This is a genomic window from Novosphingobium gossypii, assembly GCF_050433305.1.
Taxonomy (GTDB): domain Bacteria; phylum Pseudomonadota; class Alphaproteobacteria; order Sphingomonadales; family Sphingomonadaceae; genus Novosphingobium; species Novosphingobium gossypii.
In genome coordinates, this window is the sequence record NZ_JBNPXM010000004.1 from 267,411 (window position 1) to 290,854 (window position 23,444).

General features: G+C 65.0%; 18 protein-coding genes. 10 read left to right on the plus strand and 8 right to left on the minus strand.

Annotation, left to right across the window (positions count from 1 at the left end; translation table 11 throughout):
* Positions 1 to 54: 54 nt before the first annotated feature.
* Positions 55 to 1,575, minus strand: coding sequence for a DUF4139 domain-containing protein (locus tag GGR40_RS10545; RefSeq protein ID WP_429276197.1), 1,521 nt, complete (start codon positions 1,573 to 1,575; stop codon positions 55 to 57).
* On the minus strand, positions 1,575 to 2,984 hold the full coding sequence (locus GGR40_RS10550) for a DUF4139 domain-containing protein (RefSeq protein WP_429276198.1): 1,410 nt from the start codon (positions 2,982 to 2,984) through the stop codon (positions 1,575 to 1,577). Before GGR40_RS10550 ends, GGR40_RS10545 begins: the two co-directional genes overlap by 1 nt.
* Before the next feature lie 320 nt (positions 2,985 to 3,304).
* On the opposite strand from GGR40_RS10550, the gene GGR40_RS10555 reads away from it, so the two are divergent.
* Positions 3,305 to 3,883: a hypothetical protein gene (locus GGR40_RS10555; RefSeq protein WP_429276199.1), complete on the plus strand. Its 579-nt coding sequence runs from the start codon at positions 3,305 to 3,307 to the stop codon at positions 3,881 to 3,883.
* A 112-nt stretch (positions 3,884 to 3,995) separates the two neighbouring features.
* On the opposite strand, the gene GGR40_RS10560 is transcribed toward GGR40_RS10555, so the two are convergent.
* The 6 genes from GGR40_RS10560 to GGR40_RS10585 form a co-directional block, all read right to left on the minus strand.
* Positions 3,996 to 4,427, minus strand: coding sequence for an RrF2 family transcriptional regulator (locus GGR40_RS10560; protein ID WP_429276200.1), 432 nt, complete (start codon positions 4,425 to 4,427; stop codon positions 3,996 to 3,998).
* 71 nt (positions 4,428 to 4,498) lie between these two features.
* The gene (locus GGR40_RS10565; protein ID WP_429276201.1) at positions 4,499 to 5,110 is read right to left on the minus strand and encodes a helix-turn-helix domain-containing protein; all 612 of its coding nucleotides are present in this window, start codon (positions 5,108 to 5,110) and stop codon (positions 4,499 to 4,501) included.
* 106 nt (positions 5,111 to 5,216) lie between these two features.
* Positions 5,217 to 5,471 carry an aldo/keto reductase gene (locus GGR40_RS10570; protein ID WP_429276252.1) on the minus strand — a complete coding sequence of 85 codons (255 nt, stop codon included), beginning with the start codon at positions 5,469 to 5,471 and terminating at the stop codon, positions 5,217 to 5,219.
* Complete coding sequence (locus GGR40_RS10575; protein WP_429276202.1) at positions 5,359 to 6,183, minus strand: aldo/keto reductase; 825 nt, start codon at positions 6,181 to 6,183, stop codon at positions 5,359 to 5,361. The genes GGR40_RS10570 and GGR40_RS10575 overlap by 113 nt, the downstream gene beginning before the upstream one ends.
* A 28-nt stretch (positions 6,184 to 6,211) precedes the next feature.
* Positions 6,212 to 8,020: an ABC transporter ATP-binding protein gene (locus GGR40_RS10580; protein ID WP_429276203.1), complete on the minus strand. Its 1,809-nt coding sequence runs from the start codon at positions 8,018 to 8,020 to the stop codon at positions 6,212 to 6,214.
* Positions 8,017 to 9,882 (minus strand): ABC transporter ATP-binding protein, encoded by a 1,866-nt coding sequence (locus tag GGR40_RS10585; protein WP_429276204.1) that lies wholly within the window; start codon positions 9,880 to 9,882, stop codon positions 8,017 to 8,019. Before GGR40_RS10585 ends, GGR40_RS10580 begins: the two co-directional genes overlap by 4 nt.
* Positions 9,883 to 10,225: 343 nt before the next feature.
* On the opposite strand from GGR40_RS10585, the gene GGR40_RS10590 reads away from it, so the two are divergent.
* The 9 genes from GGR40_RS10590 to GGR40_RS10630 are packed head-to-tail and all read left to right on the plus strand — an operon-like array spanning position 10,226 to position 23,439.
* Positions 10,226 to 12,421: a TonB-dependent receptor family protein gene (locus GGR40_RS10590; protein ID WP_429276205.1), complete on the plus strand. Its 2,196-nt coding sequence runs from the start codon at positions 10,226 to 10,228 to the stop codon at positions 12,419 to 12,421.
* Between the two features lie 2 nt (positions 12,422 to 12,423).
* A complete protein-coding gene (locus GGR40_RS10595) occupies positions 12,424 to 14,109 on the plus strand; it encodes an ABC transporter substrate-binding protein (protein ID WP_429276206.1) in 1,686 nt (561 codons plus the stop codon).
* On the plus strand, positions 14,106 to 15,782 hold the full coding sequence (locus GGR40_RS10600) for an ABC transporter substrate-binding protein (protein ID WP_429276207.1): 1,677 nt from the start codon (positions 14,106 to 14,108) through the stop codon (positions 15,780 to 15,782). The genes GGR40_RS10595 and GGR40_RS10600 overlap by 4 nt, the downstream gene beginning before the upstream one ends.
* Complete coding sequence (locus GGR40_RS10605; RefSeq protein WP_429276208.1) at positions 15,779 to 16,714, plus strand: ABC transporter permease; 936 nt, start codon at positions 15,779 to 15,781, stop codon at positions 16,712 to 16,714. Before GGR40_RS10600 ends, GGR40_RS10605 begins: the two co-directional genes overlap by 4 nt.
* Before the next feature lie 35 nt (positions 16,715 to 16,749).
* Entirely contained in the window at positions 16,750 to 18,057 is a 1,308-nt protein-coding gene (locus GGR40_RS10610; protein ID WP_429276209.1) for an acyl-CoA dehydrogenase family protein, read from the plus strand.
* A 14-nt stretch (positions 18,058 to 18,071) separates the two neighbouring features.
* A complete protein-coding gene (locus GGR40_RS10615) occupies positions 18,072 to 19,427 on the plus strand; it encodes an LLM class flavin-dependent oxidoreductase (RefSeq protein WP_429276210.1) in 1,356 nt (451 codons plus the stop codon).
* Positions 19,428 to 19,449: 22 nt separating this feature from the next.
* Positions 19,450 to 20,382: an ABC transporter permease gene (locus GGR40_RS10620; protein WP_429276211.1), complete on the plus strand. Its 933-nt coding sequence runs from the start codon at positions 19,450 to 19,452 to the stop codon at positions 20,380 to 20,382.
* Positions 20,379 to 22,022: a dipeptide ABC transporter ATP-binding protein gene (locus GGR40_RS10625; protein ID WP_429276212.1), complete on the plus strand. Its 1,644-nt coding sequence runs from the start codon at positions 20,379 to 20,381 to the stop codon at positions 22,020 to 22,022. Before GGR40_RS10620 ends, GGR40_RS10625 begins: the two co-directional genes overlap by 4 nt.
* Positions 22,015 to 23,439: an NtaA/DmoA family FMN-dependent monooxygenase gene (locus GGR40_RS10630; protein ID WP_429276213.1), complete on the plus strand. Its 1,425-nt coding sequence runs from the start codon at positions 22,015 to 22,017 to the stop codon at positions 23,437 to 23,439. Before GGR40_RS10625 ends, GGR40_RS10630 begins: the two co-directional genes overlap by 8 nt.
* Positions 23,440 to 23,444 lie beyond the last annotated feature (5 nt).

Consider the following 23,444-nt stretch of genomic DNA (forward strand, 5'->3'; position numbering starts at 1 on the left):
TCCGCGATCCGTCCATAAAAAGAAGTGCCCGGATTGCGCACGGACTGCGCTGCCTCAGTAGCTGTAGCGCAACTGGGCCGCTTCCCCGGCGGCAAGCGATCGTGACCATGTGGTGATGCCGTCCGTCTGCGGCAGATTTTTGTCCTGCGCGATGATCTTCTGTCCGGGCGAGCCTATCGGAATTTCTACCGCCACAGGGAAGCGGCTGGCATTGGAAATGGTCAGCAGCCTTTCCTTTTGCGTCAGCGGCTTTTGGGTCACCAGGACTTGCGTGCTTGTCCCGGCGGAGAGGCGGAAGGTTTCTCCCTCCGCCCGGTCAGTCAGCGTGCCCAGGCCCAGAAGCTGTCGCCCTGCTGGTCCCTGCGCATAGAGCGCGGTTGTGCCTTGGGGCAGGGCGAGGCCAAGACCTGCTGCGCTTTCGTTTCGCAAGACCACCACGATGGTGGTCGGCGCGCCGTTCAGCATCTGCCATGGGGAAACGGCCCGGCGATAGCGGCGCTCGAACGGGATGTGCCCGCGTGCCAGCAGCGCGACCTGCTTTTGCGCGCGCGGCGCAACGGTAACCCGTTCCGGTACGCGATAGAGTTTCAGGTCGCCCAGATCCTCGGGCGGAGGCGGCGGAGGTGGGGGCGGCGGTGGCGGCGGAGGGGCCATGGCCAACGGCGCTGGTGCCCCCTCGAACTGCCGGTGCGCCGAGACGATGATCTCCTGCTGCGGCGCCCTTTGCGCGACGAGGTCGGATGTGGTCGTTCCAAGGGGGAAGCAAGAGAGGCGCAGGCGCGCGATCGCGGCCTGCATCTGCGGCGTTGCGACGCGGTTGAGGCGGCCGGCGACGGCATTCACTTCGGCCTGGGCAAACGCCTGCCCGTTGCCGTTCGCCAGCGTCAGCCACGCAAACAGGTCCAGGCTGCGGCCATCACCGGCCTGTGTCGCCACATAGCTCGCGCGCCAGTCGAAGCCGGAGGCAAGGTAGCTGAGCCGCACCGTCACCGTACGGGCAGAGGGACTGTCGGTCGTCACACTCAGCACCGGTTTGCTCGACAGGCCGGCGGGTACGCCGCCGAATGCCAGCTTCTCGGGCAAGCCGGAGCATCGCAGCGCCTCGATACCGCTGGCGGTGCGAAGAATCACGCCCTGTGGTGGGCCAGCGACGATCGTGGCTTCCTCTCTGGTCGTGCGGCCGGTCGCCTTGTCCGTGCGGGTGATCGTCACCTCGCGGCCCAGCGTTCCATCGACCAGCGAAGCAGGCGAGAGCAAACGCGCATCGCGGTTCTTCTCGATCGTGCCGCCGGGCAGCCCCTCGATCACCGCGCTGACTGGAACGATGCCTTCGGCGACGCCCTCGAACCGAAGCTCTGCGCGGCCGCGTGGCAGGCGGACCTTACGGGTTTCGGTGATCATCGCGAAGCCGCGCGGGTTTGCCCGGTCGATCTCGCCCCGGGCGTAGGCTGCGCGATAGACAGTCAGTGCGACCCGTGCTGGACCGGCAGAGACGACGGTCCGCGTATCCTGTGCCATGCCCGCCGATGGTACGATCCCGGCTGCAAGGACGACGGCGAGCTGGAGCCGGGTCATCAGTAACGGGAGTCGAACGTGGCGGTGACCACTGCTTCCCCGTTTGCCGGAACCGGCACCAGCCACACGGCGGTGCCGGCATCGCGGCGCTCGCTCTTGCGGTTCTCTTCGGTGATCCGCGTATCGTTCCAGTCGAGTCCGCCCTGTACCAGTTCCACCGTCACGCCGCGCGCACGCGCGTTGGTCAGGCGATAGCGCATCTGGGTGCGCCAGCGGTTGGGGTTGATACGCGTTCGGGCGACCAGGACGGGCTGCACCTTCACATCGAAGGCATCGCCGGTCGGCAGGGCGATGGTGGAACCCTGTGGCGTGTGGCCGATGGTATTTTCGCCGGTGAACTGCGGTTGCCCGCGCGTGTCCCGGATGTATACGCGCACGGTTCCTGCGGGAAGGGCATCGCCAAGGCCACCCGCGCCCGAGTTGGCGAAGCTGAGGACGCTTTGTGCACTGCGCGCCTCATCCGCGCTGGCGAGCCAGCCGTTCTCGAAGCGATAGCCCGAACTGGCGGTGACGCCTTTCACGTCCAGGAAGCTGACCTGCTTGGTCTGCTTGTCCGCGATCGTTGTCCGCTCCGCCAGGGGGTAGAGGTAGAAGTCGCCGAGTTGTTCGCGCGAGGCGCTTTCGGTGCCGGGGCTGGTACGCGTAATGCGGCGCGGTTGCGGCATGTACATCTCCCCGTCACTGGAGCTTCCGACATCCCCCGCGACCAGCAGAGTCTTCGCATTGGAAAAGGTCGTGCCGCTGCTGTTCTGCAGCGTCACCCAGCCCTGAACGTCGATCTTTCCGGTCTTGTCATCGAACAGCGCCACGTAGTCCGCGTTCCAGCGCAGACCGCCCGTGAGGTAAGACAGCGTAGCCGGTCGCGATCTCGATTGCGCACTGGCCAGCGTGACCGAGAGTGTCGGGCGCGCCCTCAGGGATTCAGGCACCCGATCGAACACGGCGCGAACCGGAAGCCCATCATCGCGCAGCACTTCGATGCGCCCTCCGATATCGAGCACGACGCCGCCGTTCACCGCCAGCACGCGCGCTCGTTCGCGTGTCTCGGCGCCGGTGGCGGGATTGGTGCGGATCAGGGTGATCGTTTCCCCGACCGCTTTTTCCATCAAGCTGGAAGGGGAGAGCAGGTCGTAATCGAAGTTCTGTTCCACGATTGCCGCATCGGCCACGGCAAGCGAAACCGTCGCAGGACGGATCTGGGCGCTGACGTCGGGAAAGTCCTGACGCACGCGCCCGTTGCCCAGGTTCAGGGTACGAATGTCCTGCACCAGCGCCACGTCGCCGTTATAGATGGTGATCGACAGGTCGCCCTGTGCGTTCGGCGTCGTGGGAATGGGCGCTTCCTGCGCCGCGAGTGGGGCGGCAACACAGGTAAGCAAGGATGCCCAGCCAAAGTACCTCTTACGCACCGACTTCCCCTTCGTCTTCGCATTCCGAAGTCGCACAGTGTCGAAGTCGGATTGAAAAGACCAGTAGGTCAGCAAGATTTCGGAACGATTTGAAAGGGGCGGTCGGACGTGCCGACATCGGGAGGGACTTGCGTTGATCGAAGGTCTCGGGCCAGATTGTCGTGAAACATCCGGCGTGACTGACGGGAGACTTGGATTTGGCTATTTCATCCGGAACAGTCGCGCGATGCTGCGCAGTCTTCATGATATCGCTATGCCTCGCCCGACCGGCTTCTGCGCAGACCGGCTCCGATACCGCATCATCATCGGGCGCCGCGTCCGTGGCGGGCGAATACGTGCATTCGCAAATGGAACTGGTGTCGGGGATACGGCTCAACGACGACGGGACGTTCGAATATGCCCTGACGGTCGGCTCGCTCGACGAGCGCGCGAAGGGGCGCTGGAAGCAGGCGGGTGACCATGTCGAACTGACCAGCGATCCGCGCCCTATCGCGCCGACCATCGTTGCCGGGCCCATTGCCGATGCTCCCGGTGAGCCTTTTGCGCTGAGGGTCGTGGCTCCAAACGGAGCCGACGTGCCGGGCGTCGATTTCCGGATCGATTTCGACAGTGGCGAGCCGTTGGAGGATTACACCAATGGCACCGCATGGCAGCTTTCTGCAGACGAAACGCGTGCCCCGCGTTTCGTGACCTTCGCGATGCCGAGCTATCGTCTGCGATCCGAGCGATTGCCGCTCGATGCGCGGGCAGGGAGTGTGGCAACGTTCAACTTGATACCCAACGACTTTGGGGTTGCCGACCTGACCGGTGTGGTCGCGGAAATTTCGGCGGAGGGGCTGACCCTGCATCGCCCGGAGGGCACGATGCTCTTCCGCAGATTGTCCGGTGCGCGGGATTAGCCGGCGGAAGGCCGTCAGAATTGCTCTGAACATGTCTGTCATAGATCGCCCCAAAGAAACTACGGAGCAATCGGTGGAAGATCGAAGTTGCTCGACGAGAGAAGGGCGGAAACTAGAAAACTCGCTCGCCGCGTGTCTGGCGCGCCTTGAGGGCCGCTATGCTTGTGTTGTCGAGCACCATGGACATCTGATCGCGGACGTCCAGCATGAGGTCGCGGATGCGGCATGCGGCTTCGTCCGGGCAATCCGCGCAAGCCTTGTAGGCGGTGCGGCTGGTGCAGGCGATAGGCGCGAAAGAGCCTTCGAGGACGCGGATCACCTGGCCCACGCTAATCCGTTCAGCCGGTCGGGCCAGCACATAGCCGCCGCCGCGCCCCTTCTTGCCGTTGACGAAGCCCGCCCGGCTCAGTTCCAGAAGAATGACGTCAAGGAACTTGCGCGGAATGGTGTTGGTGACGGCGATGTCGTTCGCCAGCAGCGGGCCCTCCGCGCCGGTGAGATACATCAGGGCCTTGAGCCCGTATTTGGACTTGTTGGAAAGCATGGAACCCCGTTGACGCGGCGTTCCATAGTGCTCCGGGCGCGTAAGTGCAATTGCGGGGCTGGCTGTGCGGCTCAGGCGTTCCCGGCCAATTGATAGGCAATGACGAGGTAGAGGCTGGCCGTCCTGCCGCCGAGGTTGCGGTAGCTGTGCGGCACATCTGCCTGAAACTGGACCCAGTCTCCGGTGCGCAGCCGGCGAGGGGGCTCCTTTCCAATTACGAGCTCAACGTGCCCCCGATGGACCGTCAGCGTTTCAAAGGTGCCGGGCGGGTGCGCCTCGAACTGCTGGCAGCTGCCCGACGCCATGTCTATTCCATACAGCTCGAAGGGTTTGCCGCACTGAAAGGGTGACAGCGCGCGGGAGACATAGGCACCGTCCGGCGATAGCAACCGGGGCTCGTGCCCGGCCCGCGACAGGGCGAATTCGGGGGTGTAGCCGTAGGCGACGAGCGATCCCGGCCGTACGTCGAGAGCATTGGCGATCTTCCACAGGAGATCTATCGAGGGCTGCCATTCGCCATCAATGATCCGGACGAGCCCATCGGCATCCAGCCCGGTACGTGCAGCAAGGGCATCGATGTCAAGTGCGCGGCGCTGCATGTGATGGGCGATCCGACGCCCGACCGGGACCGGGAGCGCTGCCATTTCGTTGGGCAAGGATGGCTTTTGCTGACGGGCACTCATCGGTCGGCTCCGGAAGATTGTCGTGGCGCAGTGAACGCCACGACAAGAGAACATATTGTCTATTTTAGAAGTAGACAATTAATCTTGACCCTGTGCAAGCCTCGCTTCAGCGCACGCCAACGGCTTCCAGCGTGGTACGCATCTGCACCGGATAACGCGATCCTACCGTGGTTCCGATCGGGAATGCTTCGTTCAGTTCGGCCAGTGTCGCGGCATCGAGGACGAGGTCGTTGGCATCGAGGTTGGCCTCAAGGTTGGCGATGCGGCGCGTCCCCGGGATAGGTACCACGTCGCGCGAGAGCAGCCATGCGAGGCTGACCTGTGCCACGGTCCAACCAAGGCGCTGCGCGACACCTTCGATTACGGTGAACCGGAGGCTGTTGGCCTGCAGCGCATCCGCCTGGACGGGGGGGCAGGTGGCGGCGGTCGTTCTCTTCTGTCGGGCGGCTGCCCGCCAGGAATCCGCGGCCGAGCGGGCTGTAAGCGACGAAAGCGATGCCCAGTTCGCGCGTCGTTGCAAGGATATCCTCCTCCACCGTACGCTCCCAGATCGAATATTCGCTTTGCAGCGCGGCGATCGGGTGCACTGCATGCGCACGGCGGATCACGTCGGAGGGCGCTTCCGACAGGCCGATGGCGCCGATCTTACCTTCATCCTTCAGGCGGACGAGTTCGCCCACGGTATCCTCGATCGGGACGAGCGGATCGACGCGGTGGAGGTAGTACAGGTCGATATGGTCAGTGCGCAGGCGCTTCAGGCTCTCCTCGATGCGGCGGCGGGCATAGGCCGGCTCTCCATTGACGTGACGGCTCTCCGGATCGTCGCCGAACCGCAGGCCGAACTTTGTGGCGAGCACAACTTCGTCGCGTTTTCCTTCGAGCGCGCGAGCGACGAGTTCCTCGTTATGGCCCTGACCATATACGTTGGCGGTGTCGATAAGGGTGACGCCAAGATCCAGAGCACGGTGGATCGTGCGGATCGAATCCTCATCCTCTGCCTGACCATAGCTGTGCGAAAGGCCCATGCAGCCGTAGCCTTGCTTGCCGATTACGCTGCGGGAAAATGCAGTCATTACCGTTTCTCCTTGAAAACCGGAAATCTCAGATTTCGTCGAACGATGCGTAATTGTGGCGGTGCAGGTCGGCGTAGAGGCCGCCGCGCTCAAGCAGTTCCTGGGGCGATCCCTGTTCGAGTATCGCGCCGTCCCTGAGGACGACGATGCGGTCGGCATCCTTTACCGTGGCCAGGCGGTGGGCGATAAGCACACTGGTGCGCCCGCGCATGAGGACGCGCAGCGCCTGCTGGATCTGCGCCTCGACAAAGCTGTCGATACTGGCGGTGGCTTCGTCGAGTATGAGCACGGCGGGATCCGCCACTAGGGCGCGGGCGAAGCTTATGAGCTGGCGTTGGCCGACCGAGATGTTCTGGCCCCGCTGGTCGAGCATCGTTGCGTAGCCGTTGGGCAGCGCCTCGATGAAGTCGTGTGCCTGCACGGCTCTGGCCGCGCGCACGATGTCCTCGTGGCTGACATCCGGCGTCGTGAAGCGGATGTTCTCCTCAATGGTGCCGGTGAACAGGAACGGTTCCTGCAACACCATGACCACCTTTCGAGCGATGGACTGCTGGCGGACGTTGCGCACGTCCTGTCCGCCGATCACCACGGCGCCCTGCCATACATCGTAGAGGCGGCAGATGAGCGCGGCGATGCTGCTCTTGCCGGAGCCTGTCGGGCCGACCAGCGCGACCACCTCGTGCGGGGCGATGTCGAGCGAGAAGTCCCTGAGGATAGGTTGCCCGGCGCGATAGCCGAAGGTCACCTGGCGCAGTGAGATCGACGGCTCCTTCGCCTCCAGCGGCGGTGCGAACGGTTGCTCGGATATCTCCACCGGCACGTCGAGCACTTCGAAGATGCGGTGCGCCGCCGTCGTAGCGCGCTGGGCGGCGGTGTACTGCTGGGCGAGCGTGCGCACCGGTTCGAAGAAACGCTGCACGTAGAAGATGAAGGCGACCATGACGCCGATGTCGGTCCCTCCGCCGAGCGCCAACCACGCGCCACCGAGCGCGACGATGGCAAGGGCGATTCCGGTCAGGGTGTCGATCGTTGGCACCATGATCTGCGCCATCCACGCGGCGGTGACCTGCGCATCCCGGTTGTCGGTGGCCTTGCGGTTGAAATCGGCCAGGTTGATCGCCTCGCGCCGCGCAGCCTGAACGACGCGCACGCCGTTGATGTTCTCTGCCAGGGCACCGTTCACGATCGAAGATGAATCGCGTGCGGCAGTGAACACGACCCGCGCCCGTGGCAGCCAGAGGGCTCTGACGCCCAGCAGCACGGGCACCAGCAGCAGCGTAAGCAGCGCCAGTCGCCACTCCAGCGCGAAGAGCACGCCAACGATGCCGACCAGCAGCGCCATATCGCCCACGGCGGGCACCGACGTCTCGAAGAACTCCTGCAGCGCATTCACGTCGCCCTGCAGACGCGACATGATGCGGCCGACGTGGCTGCGGTCCATGAAGCTCTGCGAGACGCGCTGAAGATGCTCGAACATCGCGCGTCGCAAGTCGAAAATGATGCGCTGGGCGAGACGCGCGGCGGTGACGTCGGACCAGTAGTTCGTCAGGCTGTTGAGCACGATCACTGCTGCGAATGCGGTGACGATGGATGATAGCGCCCAGCTGCCCGCCTGCCCGGTCAGGCTGTCCACTGCGGCTTTGATGAGCAGTGGGATCGCCAACTGCGCGCCGACGAAGAGCAGGATCGTCGCGAGCGCAGCCAGCGCCAGACGCCGGTGCGGGCGGATGACCGGGCCGAGGCGTTCGACGACGCCCGAGGTGATCGGCACGAACATTTCGTCGCGCTCCTCGCGAGCCGCGATCCGGTCGGGGTCTGTGGCGGTGATCGCGTTCATGCGTCGATCTCCTCGCGACTGCGGTCGCTTCCGGCATCGGGCGCGCTTGTCTGGAGCTTGTGCAGGGTGGCATAGTAACTTCCGGCATCGAGCAACTGCGCATGCGTCCCGCGCTCGATGATGCGGCCTTCGTCGAGCACGATGATCTCGTCCGCGTGCATGAGGGAGGAAAGGCGGTGCGAGATGATGATCGTCGCCTTGTCGCCGGTTGCTGCACGCAGGGCGTGGCGCAGGCGGTGTTCGGTCGCGGCGTCGACGGCGGAAGTCGCATCGTCGAACACCAGCACGGCGGCGTCGGGCAGCAGGCCGCGGGCGATCGAAGCGCGCTGGCGCTGGCCCCCCGAAAGGCGCGACCCACGCTCGCCGATACCGGTGCGATATCCGGCGGGCAGGTTCTCGACATGGTCATGCAACTGCGCCGTCCTCGCCGCTGCGCGCACGTCGGTACGGCGGCTTTCCGGCTCGGCATAGGCGATGTTGCGCTCGACGCTGTCGTCGAACAGGAACACGTCTTGCGCCACCAGAGCGACAGTGGTGCGCAGCGATTCGAGCGTGACCGCGCACACGTCCTGTCCATCGACGAGAACCCGGCCTTCCTGCGGATCGTAGAACCGCACGGCTAGGTGGGCGAGGGTGGTCTTGCCCGCTCCGGCGGGGCCGACCACGCCAAGTGTGCGCCCCGGCCCGACCGCGAAACTCACGCCCCGCAGTGCCCACGGCGCATCGTCGGCATAGCGGAACGAAACGTTATCGAAGCGCAGTTCGCCGTTACCCCGTGCCAGCGCCCTCGTGCCGGGTGCGTCGGCGATGACCGGCTCCCGGTCGAGAATCTCGAACAGGCGTGCGCCGGATGAAACCGCTCGCGCGGCGGCGTTCATTATCATGCTGGTCTGGCGCACCGGCATCTGCAGGATGGTCATGAAGGCGAGGAACTCGGCAAGTTGCCCGATGGTGATGGCGCCTGCCGCGATGCGATGGGAACCCAGCCACAGCACCAGCAGCATCGCCGAATAATACGCGCCGTTGATCTGCGACATCGACCGTGAGCGGATGCGGATGCGCTGGTTGGCGTAGGCCAGCGCCGCGTTTCCCGCCCGGTCGAACGCCGCCATCTGGTGCGCGCGCGCAGGAAAGGCACGCACCACACGGGCGCCTTGCAGGTTCTCCTCCATGACAAGGGTCAGTACTGCCATGCGCTCCTGCAACCGTGTCCAGGCGAGGCGAAGGCGCAGGCCCATGCGTCCGGCAAGGAGCGCGACCAGCGGCAGGAACAGCAACGTCACCGAGGCAAGCACCGGATCGCGGTCGAACAGCAGCCAGCCGCCTACGCCTGCCAGCAGGACGAGTTGCACGATCCGCTGCAGCCCGAGTTCAAGGAACCCGCGCACGCCCTCCAGATCGAGCATCCCGCGTGTAATGAGGTCGCCCGAGTGAATGCGGTCATGGAAAGCGAAGTCGAGGCGCTGGAGCTTCTCGAAGAACGCAAGGCGCAAATCGCGGCCCACGCTCTGCCCGACGACTTCGGCATTGTAGCCTGCGGTCATCTGCAGAACGCCGCGCAAGGCGCTGGCGCCGATCAGCAGCGCGGCGGTCCCGGCAACGGGAGTGAGAGGTTCAGTGCCTGCGCCTTGGCGGCCAACGATCTCGACCGTCTGGTCCACGGCGCGACCCAGCAAGCGTGGCAGCGCAAGGTTCGCCAGTGCGGCTCCCAGACATGCGCTCATCGCAACGGTAAAGCGCCAGCGGTAACGCAGCGTCTGCGCCACGACCCGCTTAAGGATCGCCGGCGCGCGCACCTTGTCGATCCCGAGCGCGACGATCGCCTCGCCCGCCGACCAGTTCTGCGGCTGCTCATCTTTCACTGTCGATCCTGCCCCTGCTGCATGGAGTCATTGATTGATAAAGTCGGATTATGCGCCTTGTAAAGGCACACAGAGAACTTGTCGGCGTGCCTGGGCAGTCAATTAACATGAATTAAATCAACAAGATAAAGAAGCTATGCTGTCGACACAGTCCGTCATGCTAGATTCTCTATCAAATCAGTAAGGAATCATTTATTGATCAAGACGGTAGGGATATGGCCCTTTGAATGCGGCCGCAGACCCCACCACCGGATGCTGGCAGACATCAGGTTCCAAGGGGGGCAGTTTGCTCATGTCGTTCAAGTTCCGATCCAGTTTTCCCAGATCAGCAGTTACCGTCAGATTGACCCATGCTGCGTCCGCACTGGCGCTAGCCGTCGCATGGACGAACGGCGTCCACGCGGAGGAAGCGGCCGTCGCTGCGCCCGCCGCTGCCGACGATGCGGATCCGGCCGGCACCATCGTTGTTACCGGCTCCAGCACGATCGATGCCGCTCGCAAGCAGATTTCCGAGATTCCTGGCGGCGCGGGTATCGTCGACCAGACCGAGGTTGAGAAGGGCCGTGTCCTGACCAACCAGGACGTGCTGGCATTCCAGCCGGGCGTCTTCGCGCAGTCTGCCGGTGGCGCCGATGGTCTGAAGATATCGATCCGCGGTTCCGCCGTGAACCGTGGCACCAACTTCTTCCGCACCGGCATCCTGTTCCAGTTCGACGGACTGCCCGTCACCGGGCCGGGCGGCACGCCTTACGAACTGTTCGAGCCGCTTGGCCTCAAGTACACCGAGGTGCTGCGCGGCGCGAACGGGTTCGATCAGGGATCGTCGTACCTTGGCGGCGCGATCAACTACGTCACCAAGACAGGCCGCGATGACGCAAGGCTGCTGGAGGCACGGGTCGAAGGCGGCTCGTTCGGCTACCAGAAAGGCCAGCTCGCCAGCGGCGGGCAGTACGGCAACGTCGATTACTACGTCAGCGCCACCTACTCGCACCGCGAAGGGTTTCAGCAGCAGTCCGAAGGGCGCAGCTTCGGCGTGCTGGGCAACATCGGCATCCAGCTGACCCCGGATATCGAGACGCGCTTCTACGTCCGTTATCGCGAGACGGCGAACGAGACACCTGGTTCGCTGACCCGTGCGGAGATCAGCAACAATCCTAGCACGGCCGAACCGGCCAACGTGGCGCGAGATGCCAAGCGCATTCAACCCGGCTCATGGTGGATCGCGAACAAGACGACCTTCACGCTGGGAGACGACTCAAACCTGTCGGTCGGCTTCGTCTATCACGATTATCCCATCGACATCCGCAGCCAGAACATCGCCAAATGGGGCTACACGACGCTGAGCGGCGTGATCGACTATACCCGCAGCGACACCCTGTTCGGCCGCGACAGCGTGACGCGGATCGGCCTGCTGACCTCCGACAATGTCAGGGCCTGGCAGAAGACCTACAACCGCTACACCGTGGACCCCGCGACGGGCGGCCCGCACGTATCGAGGACCACGGCAGGCACGTTGCTGCGCACGGCGCATTACGACGGTGCCGACCGCAACCTGCACATCAACAACACGTCGGAGCCGGCGCCCGGCCTGAAGCTGACGCTGGGCGGCGCGCTGCTGAACATCTACCGCGCCACAAAGGTCGTCTATCCGGCGACATACGAGACGGCGGTGGGATCAGGGATCTTCCTGCCAACTGAGCCTTACAGCCGTAACAGCTGGGACTATACCGTCCGTTCGGGCCTGCAATACGCGGTGACGCCGGACATTCAGCTCTACGGCAACTTCAGCCGATCGGTGGAGCCCGCGAACGACTGGTCGCACCTCAGCACGGCGGCGGGCACCTTCATCAGCGGTCCGGCGATCACGCAGCCGGTGCGCGGGCTTGCGCTCAAGGACCAGACTGCCTGGACCGGAGAGATCGGCGCCCGCGGTACGTCGCCGATCTTCGGCAACTGGGAAATCAGCGCCTACCGCGCCTGGGTGAAGAACGAACTGCTCTCGGTGGTCATCCAGCAGACCCCGGTGCTGATCACCGCCGAATCCAACGCCAGCCCGACGATCCACCAGGGCATCGAGGCAGGCTTCGAAACGACGCTGTGGCGCGCTTCCCGCGATCCGGGCACGAACATCTCCACCCGGCATGCCTATACCTACAGCGACTTCCACTTTCGCAACGATGCGCAGTGGGACAAGAACACGCTGCCCAGCCTGCCGCCGCATTTCTACCAGGGCGAGTTGAGCTTCAATCACTCCTCGGGCTTCTACGTTTCGGGAGATGTGCAGGCGTCCAGTGCCTATTACGTGGATTACGCGAATAGCTTCAAGACGCGCAGCTACGTGATCTTTGGCGGGACGCTGGGTTACGCGCCAAAGGATGCGGACTGGAGCGCGTTCATCGACTTCCGCAACATCGGCGACAAGGGCTACGTTGCGGCCGTATCGCCGGTCTACAACGCGGCGGGTCTCGATGGGCGCCGCTCCAACCCGGGCGACGGGTTCTCCATCATCGGCGGCATTTCCGTGAAGCTGGGCCGATGATCGTGGGCGGCGCATCCCGCATCATCCTGACGGGTGCTCTTGCCGGCGCCATTGCGGGATGCGCCGCGCCGCCTCGGGCGGCACACCAGGATGCCGGATTCGCGCTGTCGCAGGGTGACTACCGGGAAACCGATCACCCCGCGAAACCGGGGCAGCGCGACGGCATCCTGCGTGTCTCGGCGGCGGCCGACACTGGCACGCTCGATCTTCATTCGATCTCGCACGGCAACGCCCAGTGGCTGGGACGACTGATCTTCGACAATCTCATATATCTCGACGACAAGGGCTTACCGAGCCCATGGCTGGCACAAAGCTGGGATGTGTCGCCGGACGGCAGGACTTACACCTTCCATCTGCGCAAGGGCGTTACGTTCAGCGACGGTGCCCCGTTCGACGCCGAGGCGGTGCGCCTGAACCTTGAGCACATGCGCGACCCGGCAACCAAGTCACCGCTCGCCGCAGCCTACATTGCTCCATACGAACGCGGTCGGGCGATTGATCGCTATACCTTCCAGGCCACTCTGCGCGCGCCTTATGCGCCGTTCCTCAACGTGCTGGCGCAAAGCTGGCTAGCAATGATCTCGCCCAAGCAGATTCGCGAAGCGCCCAAGACCATCGCCTCGAACCCGATCGGTTCCGGCCCCTTCATGGTCGAGACCTATCGCCGCCAGCAGGGCATCCGCCTCGTTCGCCGCGCGAATTACGATTGGGCCCCGGCTTTCATCGGTCATGCCGGGGCTGCCTATGTCGGGCGGATCGACGTGGATTTCGTGCCTGAAGGACTGATCCGGTATACCGCGCTGGCATCCGGGCAATACGACCTCACCATGGATGCGCCGCCGCAGAATGCCGCTGCGATCCGGGCGGACAGCAGCCTCGTACTCGATAATCGGGTGCGGACGGGGATCATCTCGCGCGCGGTGAACTTCAACGTCGATCGCGCGCCTTTCGATGACATTCGCGTGCGGCAGGCTCTGGCCTTCGCGGTGGGGCGCAACGGAATCGCGAAGGCCAACGGCTTTGGAGAGTTCCGCCCCAAGACGGATTTCCTGGCGTCGAACACTGCAGATTACGATCCCGGCGCAGCGGGCCGGCTGCGGCAGGATATCGTGCGCGCCGGACGCCTGCTGGATGAGGCCGGCTGGATCGGGCGCGATGCACAAGGGTATCGGACCAAGGCAGGCCGGCGCCTGGGCGCGGATATCCTCATCACCGAATCCGGCATGCTCAGTTCCGTCATCGTCGCGCTTCAGGCCGATGCACGGGCGGTCGGCTTCGATTTCCGGATCGTCCAGTTGACCCTGCCCATGCTGACCAAGCGGCGCATGGCGAACGACTATCAGGCGCTTGCCGGCGGCGTATGGCACACGAACACGCCCGATGCGCTTTACATCAATTACCAGGGCACAGAGGTCGCCTCGAAGAAGCGGATCGGCCAGAACGTGTCGCGCCTGCGCGATCCGCAGATCGACGCCTGGCTGGAAGCCGCGCGCGAGAGCCAGGATCCCGCCGAACGCCGCCATCTTTATGCACTTGCCCAGCGGCGGCTGGTCTGGCTCGCACCCGGCATACCCCTCTATGAGAACCACACGATCACCGCTCACCGACGTGCGGTTCATGGCGTCCTCTACGACACTTCGCACAACACGCCGGTTCTGACGGCCGCCTGGGTGGAGGGCCGGTCGTGAGCCGCGCCGTCCTTCTGGGGGCGCTGCTGCTGACGGGCTGCGCGCCCGCTGCCACGCCGCAGGCCGATCCGGCGCGGGCGTCGTCGGGCCAGGCCTTCACGTACGATCGCAGCGATTACGTGGAAACCGAAAGCGGCCGTCCCGGCGGCACGCTGCGTATTTCGACAGCCAGCGATACCGGTACGCTCGATCTCCAGACCATCGCGGCGACCAACCCGAAGTGGCTGGGGCGGCTAATGTTCGACAACCTCGTCTACCTTGACCACAAGGGGAACATCACGCCCTGGCTGGCGGAAAGCTGGGACATCTCGCAGGACGGGAAGACTTACACCTTCCATCTGCGTCACGATGTTACCTTCAGCGACGGTACGCCCTTCGACGCCGAAGCCGTGCGCGCCAACCTCGACCGCGTGCGCGATCCGAAGACGCGCGCGGCGATGACCACCGCCTACATCGCGCCCTACCAGAGTGGGCGCGTGGTCGATCGATACACTTTCGAGGCGCGGCTGTCCGAGCCCTACACGCCGTTCCTGAACGTTCTGGCCCAGAGCTGGCTAGGGATGCTCTCGCCCGCAGTGTTGAAGAAATCACCTGCGGAGATCGCCAGCCATCCGATCGGTTCCGGCCCTTACGTCGTCACCAGCTATCGGCGCCAGGAGGGCATCGTCTTTACCAAGCGCCCCGATTACGCATGGGCACCTGAGTTCCTGCGGCACAAGGGCCCGGCCTATATCGATCGGATCGAGGTGGGCTTCGTGCCCGAAGCGCTGATCCGTTACGTGTCGCTGGCTTCGGGCCAGTACCAGCTGACCATCGATGCGCCGCCGCAGAATGCGCGGGACATCAGGGCCAATCCGGAACTGGTGCTGGGCAACCGCGTGAACCTCGGCAATCCGACGCGCGCGATCACCTTCAACGTATCACGCGCACCGTTCGACGATACCGTCGTGCGGCAGGCCTTCGCCCTCGCCATCGACCGCACGGGGATCGCGCGGATGAGTGGCTTCGGCGAGTTCGCGCCGACCGGGGCCTTCCTGTCCGCCAACACGCCTTACGCCGATCTCGGCGTGCGGGCAGGGGGGGCGGACCTCGAGCGGGCCGGACGCCTGCTAGACCGCGCCGGATGGACGGGCCGCGACGAAGACGGCTACCGCACCCGTGGAGCCGACCGGCTGGAGGCCACGGTCCTGCTGACCGAGGCGGCAATGCTGAGCCCTGTCGTCGTTGCCCTGCAGGCCGATGTGAAGCGGATCGGCTTCAAGCTCGACATAGAACAGGTCACGACGCCGCAACTGACCGACCGGCGCAAGCGCAACGCCTATCAGGCGCTGGGCCCCGGCTACTGGCACACCAATACGCCGGACGGGCTGTTCATCGTCTACCACGGCAAGCAGATCAGCACGCCGGCTTTCATCGGCCAGAACACGGCGATGCTGCACGATGCGCAGCTGGATGTGCTGCTTTCGGCCGCCCGTGCGAACAGCGATCCGGCTGAACTGGCGCGGCTTTATGCCGCTGCGCAGAGACGGCTTGCCACGCTGATGCCTGCGGTGCCGCTCTACGAGAACCACACGCTCATCGCCTACCGCCGCTCGCTGCGCGGCATGGTCTACGACACATCCCACAACATGCCGTTCCTGACGACGGCCTGGCTCGCGGAGAGCAGCTCATGAACTTGCCCCGTTTCCTTGCCGGCCGCCTGTTCACCGGCGCCATTGTGCTGTGGGGAGCGGCGACGCTGACCTTCATCATGATGCATCTGACCAGCGGGGATACCGCAATCGCTATCCTTGGCGGCCCGGATGCCATGCCCACGGCGGAACAGATCGCCGCCGTGCGGGCTGAGTACGGCCTCGATCGTCCCTTCCTCGTCCAGTACGGCGACTGGCTCTGGCGATTGCTGCATGGCGATCTCGGCCAGTCCTATCGCCTTCGCATCCCGGTGAGCGAAGCGATCGGCGACCAGATCTGGCCGACCCTGCAACTGGGCCTGACATCTGCAGTATTGGCGTTCGTTCTCGCGATCGCGTCGGCCACGCTGACCGTTCGCCGCAAGCAAGGCTGGATCGGTACGCTGGCCTCGGTCGGTGAACTGGTACTTGTCGCCATGCCGGTCTTTGTCATCGGCATCGCGCTGCTGCTTGTCTTCGCGTTCTATTTTCCCGTGCTGCCGGTGGCGAATGCTCCGGGGCTGGCCGGGCTGGTGCTTCCGGCGCTGACGCTGGCCCTGCCGATGGCCGCGACGCTGGCGCAGGTGCTGCGTCAGGAACTGGAAGACGTCCTTGAGCAGCCGTTCATCCTTACCGCCCGAGCGCGGGGTCTATCTGACCTCGGCACCCGTTTCGGCCATGCTTTGCGCCATGCGCTGATGCCGGTCATCACGCTGTCGGGCTTCTTCCTGGCTGCGCTGATCGCGGGGGCGGCGATCACGGAGTCGCTGTTCTCCCGTCCCGGTGTCGGCCGCCTGCTGGTGGATGCCTCGAACACGACCGACGTTCCCGTGGTCATCGGCATCACCATCATCAGCGCCCTTTTCTACGTCATCGCCAGCATCGCCGTCGATCTTGTCGGCGCCGTCGTCGACCCGCGCACGGTCGCCCGCTGATCCCTCAAGAACTCTCGCAAGAACAGGTGAAACTCATGAGTGTCGTCGAACTGCGCAAGCCCGAAGTCAGGAACGCACCGTCCATCGAACCGCCCGTCTGGGAAGATCTTGCTGCCCGCTTCCGGCCGATCTTCGCGCGCATCGCCGAGGGCGCCGTCACCCGAGAGATCGAACGCCGCCTGCCGCACGAAGAAGTGAACTGGCTGCGCGAGGCGGGCTTCGGCGCTGTCCGCATCCCCATTACCGAGGGCGGCAGTGGCGCGACCATCGCCCAACTGTTCCGCCTGCTGGTGGAACTGGGCGAGGCGGATTCCAACCTTGTCCAGATCCTGCGCGCGCACTTCGCCTTCGTGGAAATCCGCCTCAACGATGACGAGCAGCCGGAGGTACGGCGTACCTGGTTCGAGCGCATCGTCGCGGGGGCTCTCGTCGGCGCGGCCATGGCGGAGCGGACCAGCGCCACCGAGACCACGCTCGAACTCGTCCGTGAGGACGATCACTACCGGCTGAACGGGCGCAAGTACTACTGCACCGGCACCCTCTACGCCGACTGGGTTTCCGCCGCCGCCAGGGATGGTGAGGCGCGTGTCAGTGTCCTCGTCCCGACCGATGCCGAAGGCGTCACCCGCATCGACGACTGGGATGGCTTCGGCCAGCGGCTGACTGGCAGCGGCTCGACCGTGTTCGACAATGTTCGGGTAGAGGAGGCGCAAATCCTGCGCCGCTTCAACCCGGGCGAATTCCGTGCCGACAGCTACATCACCGCCTTCTACCAGCAATTCCATCTATCCGCTCTTACCGGCATCGCGCGGGCCGTGAAGCGGGATGCGATCGCTTTCGTCCAGGCGAAGACGCGCACTTTCGGCGTTCCGGGCAACAGCGATCCGCGTAACGACCCGCTCGTCCAGCGGGTCGTCGGCAAGATCGCCAGCCATGTCTTCGCTGCCGAAGCCATCGTCGATAGCGTCTCCGCCGCCCTCGATGCCGCCTATGCCAGCTATCTTGCGGGCGCGCCGGACGACGACCTTTTCCTGGAGGCAGACCGTCGTGCCTATCAGGGCCAGCAGGTTCTGGTCCATTCGGTGCCGGAGATCGCCGCGCTGCTCTTCGAGGTCGGCGGATCGTCTGCCACGCAGGAAAGCCGCCGCCTCGATCGGCACTGGCGCAATGCGCGGACCCTCGGCTCACACAACCCCGCGATCCTGCGCGAGAAGGTGCTGGGCGATCATTTCCTCAACGGTACTGATTTCCGCAAGCAATGGGCCGAGCAGTGGAACCCGGCCAAGCCGGAGGATTCCGACGCTGAGGCTACCCCTGAAACAACCGCCGTCGGCGCGGCCTGAATGGGAGACGGGTCATGAGCAAGTCGCCACGGCAGATGAGTATCGGCATGAACATCCTCGGGCATGGCGGCCATGGTGCCGCGTGGCGGCTGGGTGAGGTCGATCCCCGCGCCTGCATGGACGTGAGCTATTACCAGAACATCGCGCGCATCTCGGAACGGGGGACGCTCGATGCGATCTTCCTCGCAGATGGTCCGGCGCTCGGCGGCGATGTCGCCAGCCAGCCCGCCGGGCGGCTGGAGCCGACTGTCCTGCTGACTGCCGTGGCGCTGGCGACCACACATATCGGCGTGATCGCGACCTGCTCAAGCTCATACAACAGCCCGTTCAACCTAGCACGGCGGTTGCAGTCGATGGACCACATCAGCGGTGGCCGTGCCGCCTGGAACGTCGTCACCAACGCAGGCGATGCCGCGGCCCAGAATTTCGGGCTTACGGGCGCCCCCGTTCATGCGGACCGGTATGGACGGGCGGACGAGTTCGTTGATGTCGTACTCAAGCTGTGGGACAGCTGGGAGGACGACGCGATTGTCGCAGATCGTGAGGATGGCCGTTTCGCCGATCCGTCCAAGGTCCACCGCATCGACCATGAAGGCACGCATTTCCGCGTGAGCGGGCCGTTGAACGTGTCACGTTCGCCTCAGGGCCGCCCCGTCGTGGTTCAGGCAGGATCGTCCGAAGGCGGCAAGGCGCTGGGGTCGCGCTGGGCGGATGCGATCTTCACCACGCAGACGACGCTTCCGGATGGCATTGCGTTCTACAACGAGATGAAGGCCCGCGCACGCACCTGGGGTCGTAATCCCGAGCATCTCAAGATCATGCCCGGCCTGTCCACCGTGATCGGCAGCACCGAGGAAGAGGCACAACGTCGCTGCGATGCGCTTGATGCCTATCAGGGCGAAAGCGGCCTTGCCGGACAGATCGCACAGCGGATCGGCGTGCCGGTGTCGGACCTGGATCTTGATGCCCCGCTGCCGTTCGAGAAGCTTGGGAACGTGGTCGATTACGAGCGCGGGTCGCACGGTTTCTTCGAGGCGCAGGTGAACCTCGCCCGGCGCGAGGACCTGACGGTGCGCCAGCTCTCACGCCGCATCCGCAGCGGTCACCGGCTTGTCGTGGGCAGCCCGGAACAGGTGGCCGACACGCTGGAGGAGTGGTTTCGTGCCGGCGCGGCAGACGGCTTCAACCTGATGCCGGACATGTTCCCCTCCGGCGCCGAGATTTTCGTCGACGAGGTCGTGCCGATCCTGCGCAAGCGCGGCCTGTTCCGTCACGAGTACACCGGGACCACACTGCGCCACCATCTTGGCCTGCCGCACCCGGACAATCGCTACGCAAGCCCCGCGCGCGAAGCAGCGCTCGCATCCTGACCGGACTGGAAGGAGCACGATCATGACGCCACCAGCAGCTACCGCCGCTCTCGCCCATACCCATTTCACGCCCGATGGGACGACCATCTGGCTGCCGCCTCGCACTGGGCAAACCGCGCCGGAGGCAACCGCGCTGGTACAGCGGCTGAAAGCCGTTCATCCCTCGCTTGCACTGGCCGCGGTTTTCACCGTGCTGCTCGCAATCGCTGCTCTTGCGCCCGGGCTGCTGACTTCGGTGGATCCGCAGGCTGCCGACGCGAACCTCGCCTTCCTGCCTCCCGACGCGCAGCACTGGCTTGGAACGGACGAGAATGGTCGCGACGTGCTGGTGCGACTGATACATGGCACCGGGGCGTCGCTTGGCCTCGGGGTCGCGGCGATGGCGATTTCGCTCGGGATCGGGATCGTCGTTGGTCTTTTCGGCGGGCTTGGTGGCAAAGTGACGGACTCCGCGTCGATGCGCTTTGCAGACGTCATGGCGGCGCTACCCAGCATCCTCTTCGCGCTGCTCGTCATCACGCTCTGGGGACAGAGCACGACCAACGTGATCGTCGCCATCGGCATCGCCACGATGCCGCGCTACGCCCGATTGGTGCGCACGACCACGCGCACGATCCGCAATGCGCCGTTCGTGGAGGCGGCGACCACGCTCGGCCTGCGCCGCGCGACGATCGTGTGGAGGCACATCCTGCCGAATGCGGTGAAGCCCGCGCTGCTGCTGGCGGTGATCGGCATAGGTGACAAGATTGCCTTTGCCGCGGCGCTGAGCTTCCTCGGCTTCGGCGCGCCGCCGCCCGCGCCGGAATGGGGCGCGATGCTGGCGGTGGGACGCAATTTCGTGTCCGTCGCGCCCTGGCTCGTCGCGGCGCCTGCGATCCTCGTGACGCTTACGGTTCTGGCCGTTTCCGCCATCGGGCGCGAGGTCATCCGCCGTGGGGAGGGCAAGACGGCATGAATGCGCTGACGCCTTTCACAGAGACCCCGCTTGTCGACATACGCGACCTGACGGTGCGCTTCACCGAGACCGGACCGGCGCGGGTCAGCGGCATCTCTCTGTCGATCCGGCGAGGCGAGTGCGTCGCGCTGGTGGGTGAGTCCGGTTCCGGCAAGAGCGTCACCGCGCGGACCATCATCGGGCAGACCGGCCCGGGAGCACGGATTTCCGCCGACGCTGTCCGCTTCGACGGTCAGGATACCAGCTCCTTCACCGAGACCGACTGGCGACAGGTACGTGGGGATCGCATCGGTTTCGTGATGCAGGACGCGCTGGGATCGCTCGATCCGCTGCGGACCATCGGGCAGGAGGTGGGCGAGCCGCTGCGGTTGCACACCTCGCTCGGCCGCCGGGCGCGGCAGGAGAAGGTGCTCGACCTGCTGCGTTCGGTGGGCGTGCCGGAGCCGGAATTGCGCGTTTTGCAGCGGCCTTCGCAGCTTTCCGGCGGGCAGCGGCAGCGGGCGTTGATCGCTTCGGCGATTGCGTGCGATCCTGAACTGCTGATTGCGGACGAGCCGACCACGGCGCTTGATGCGAGGGTTCAGGCGCAGGTCGTGCGGTTGCTGGAGACATTGCGAAGGCCCGATCGGGCGATGCTGATCGTCAGTCACGACCTGGCCGTGGTGGCTCGCCTGGCTGACAGAATTATCGTTATGAACCATGGTCATATCGTGGAGGAGGGGCCTGCTGCGCGCATCCTTTCCGCGCCCGATCATCCCTATACCCGCGAGCTTCTGGCAGCGGCGCGGGCGTTGCATGCTAGTTCGCGGGGCGTGGTTCCGCTGCGTTTGGTGCGGCCGCCGGAGGGTGAGCCTATCGTGGAAACTCGCCGCATTTCAAAGAGTTTTGTTGGGCCTGACAAACGTTCTCGCGCCGCTGTGAATGACGTTTCGTTCACCCTGCGAAGCGGAGAAACGCTTGGGGTGGTGGGAGAATCCGGTTCGGGCAAGACCACGCTGACGCGGCTGGTGCTGGGGCTGGAGCAGCCCGACGCAGGCGAGGTGCGGCTGCGGGGAAAGCGCTGGCGCGACCTTTCCGGGGCCGAGCGCCGCACCCAGCGCAAGAAAATTCAGGTTGTTTTTCAAGATCCCCTGGCCAGCTTCGACCCTCGCTACACTGTCCGCCGGGTGCTGGAGGAGGCCATTGCGGTGGCCGGTACTGAACGGGATCTGGACCGCGCAGAGCGTGCCAGAGAGCTGCTTGAACTGGTCCAGCTCGACACTTCGGTGCTCGACAGGCGGCCCATCGAGCTGTCGGGCGGGCAACGCCAGCGCGTGGCCATCGCCCGCGCCCTTGCTCCCAAGCCCGATGTGCTCGTCTGCGACGAACCCGTTTCCGCGCTCGACGTCTATGTCCAGGCGCAAGTGCTCGACCTGCTGGCCGATCTGAAAGAGCGGCTCCGCCTGTCCTGCCTGTTCATTTCGCACGACCTTGGCGTGGTGCGCCGCATTGCCGACCGTGTGCTGGTGATGAAGGACGGCGTCGCCGTCGAGCAAGGGGGCGTCGAGGAGGTCTTCGCCCGTCCCGCCCATCCTTACACCCGCGCGCTCATCGACGCGGTGCTTCCCGTCGATCCCAACCGGAGCCTTGAACATGCCTGAACCCAGGAAGCTGCACGTCAACCTGTTCGAGATGAACTGCGTCAGCCACATCGTCCACGGCCTGTGGCATCTTGAGGGCAACAACCGCCACCGCTTCAACGACATCGAATACTGGACCGAGGTCGCCCAGCTGTGCGAGCACGGCGCGTTCGATGCGATCTTCCTGGCCGACGTGGTGGGTGCCTACGACCGCTTCCGCGGTGGCCCCGAAACCTCGTTGATCGAGGGGCTGCAGATTCCCAACAACGACCCGCTGCTGGTGATCCCGGCGATGGCGGCGGTCACGAAGAACCTCGGCTTCGGCGTCACCTTCTCCACCACGTACGAGCCGCCCTTCGCCTTCGCGCGGCGGATGAGCACGCTGGACCACCTTACGAAAGGCCGGGTTGGCTGGAACATCGTCACCTCGTACCTCAAGAACGCGGCCGAGAACTTCGGCCACGCCGAAGAGGTCGCGCACGATCACCGCTACGAGATCGCCGACGAATACCTCGACGTGCTCTACAAGCTGTGGGAAGGATCGTGGGACGACGACGCGGTGATCCAGGACCGCGACAATCGCATCTATACCGACCCTGCCAAGGTTCGCTACATCCACCACAAGGGCGAGCATTTTCGCGTCGCCGGGCCGCACCTGTCGCAGCCGTCGCGTCAGCGTACCCCGGTGCTGTTCCAGGCGACCGGATCGCCGGCGGGCATGGAGTTCGCCGGGCGTCACGCCGAGGTCGTCTTCACCGGCGGCCTCACCACCGAGCAGGTGCGCCGCAACATCGCCAACATGCGCGCCCGAGCCGCCGCGCACGGGCGCGATCCGGCCTCTATCCGGTTCATCGTGCAGGCCGGCGTGATCGCCGGGCGCAGCGACCTTGAGGTGACGCAGAAACTGGAGCGCTATCGCCGCAACCTGTCGGTGCAGGGCCGCCTTGCGCATGCCCAGTCGGCGATCGACTATCTGGCGTTCCCGCGTGACGCGCGGGTGGCCGACATCGCCGCCACCGACCACCGCTGGAACCATCAGATCGACCGCAGCAAGCCCGACCAGACGGTGGGCGACGTGATCGACAACCTGTCCGGCTTCAACGAAGATCGCTTCTTCGTGGCGGGTACGCCGACGGTGGTCGCCGACGAGATCGAGCGCTGGCTGGATGTCGACGGGATCGACGGCATCAACCTGCGCCAGTACCACAGCTTCGACACCGCGCGCGATTTCATCGAACTGGTCGTGCCCGAACTGCGCAGCCGTGGCCGCTACCGCGAAAGCTACGCCGGGGGCGAGACCCTGCGCGAGCGCCTGTTCGGCGCCGGTCCGCGTCTTCCCGCCGAGCACTTCGGCACCCGCTACCGCGACCCCGCAAACCTGCGCGTTCCGCCCGAGCCGCTGCGCTTCGACGCGCTGGCCAAGGCGGACGCGGCCTGACACTC